This is a genomic window from Streptococcus oralis subsp. tigurinus, from assembly GCF_002093545.1.
GTDB classification, from domain to species: domain Bacteria; phylum Bacillota; class Bacilli; order Lactobacillales; family Streptococcaceae; genus Streptococcus; species Streptococcus oralis_C.
The window spans coordinates 1-760 of sequence record NZ_LNVF01000022.1 but is presented as its reverse complement, the minus strand read 5'-3'; the positions used below and the strand labels follow the sequence as shown (position 1 = coordinate 760).

1 protein-coding gene is annotated in these 760 nt (G+C 45.9%); it reads right to left on the bottom strand.

Features of this window, described 5'->3' with window-relative positions; translation table 11 throughout:
• The coding region (locus ATE34_RS10870; RefSeq protein ID WP_241500558.1) for a MucBP domain-containing protein at positions 1-760 on the bottom strand (760 nt) is incomplete at both ends.

Below are 760 nucleotides of genomic sequence, written 5' to 3'. Positions count from 1 at the left end.
GGGATGTCTTTCTTAGGTTGTTCGCCATCTTCACTTGGATATCCTGGAATGTCGTTGCCTTCCTTATCCTTGTGACTGGTCTTCACTTTTTCGTAGACATGTTCAGTGTCGCCGTTTGGAAGTTTCTTAGTCTCTACGAAGCGGTAACCTGGGATGTCTTTCTTAGGTTGTTCGCCATCTTCGCTTGGAATTAATGTATTCCCCTTAGTATCTACAAAAGAAGTAATTGGATGTACAGTTGGAGCTGGCGTTTTCTTCTTGTAGACATAAACCACATGGCTGTCGCCTTCTGTCACCTTACCATTGGCTGGAGCTGAGTCTGATGACAAAGCCTTAAACTCATAACCGTCAAAAGTCTTTTGACTTGTTGTGTAGTCTTCGCCCACTGGGGCATTAGTCTTCACTTGAGTTGGACCTTCCAATACATTGCCGTCTTCGTCAATGTATTTCACGTCCACATTACCAGTCTTCGGTTGTGGAGCTGGCGTTTTCTTCTTGTAGACATAAACCACATGGCTGTCGCCTTCCGTCACCTTACCATTGGCTGGAGCTGAGTCTGATGACAAAGCCTTAAACTCATAACCGTCGAAGGTCTTTTGCTCAGTCGTATAGTCTTCGCCCACTGGGGCATTGGTCTTCACTTGCGTTGGACCTTCTAACACATTGCCGTCTTCGTCAATGTATTTCACGTCCACATTACCAGTCTTCGGTTGTGGAGCTGGCGTTTTCTTCTTGTAGACATAAACCACATGGCTGTCGC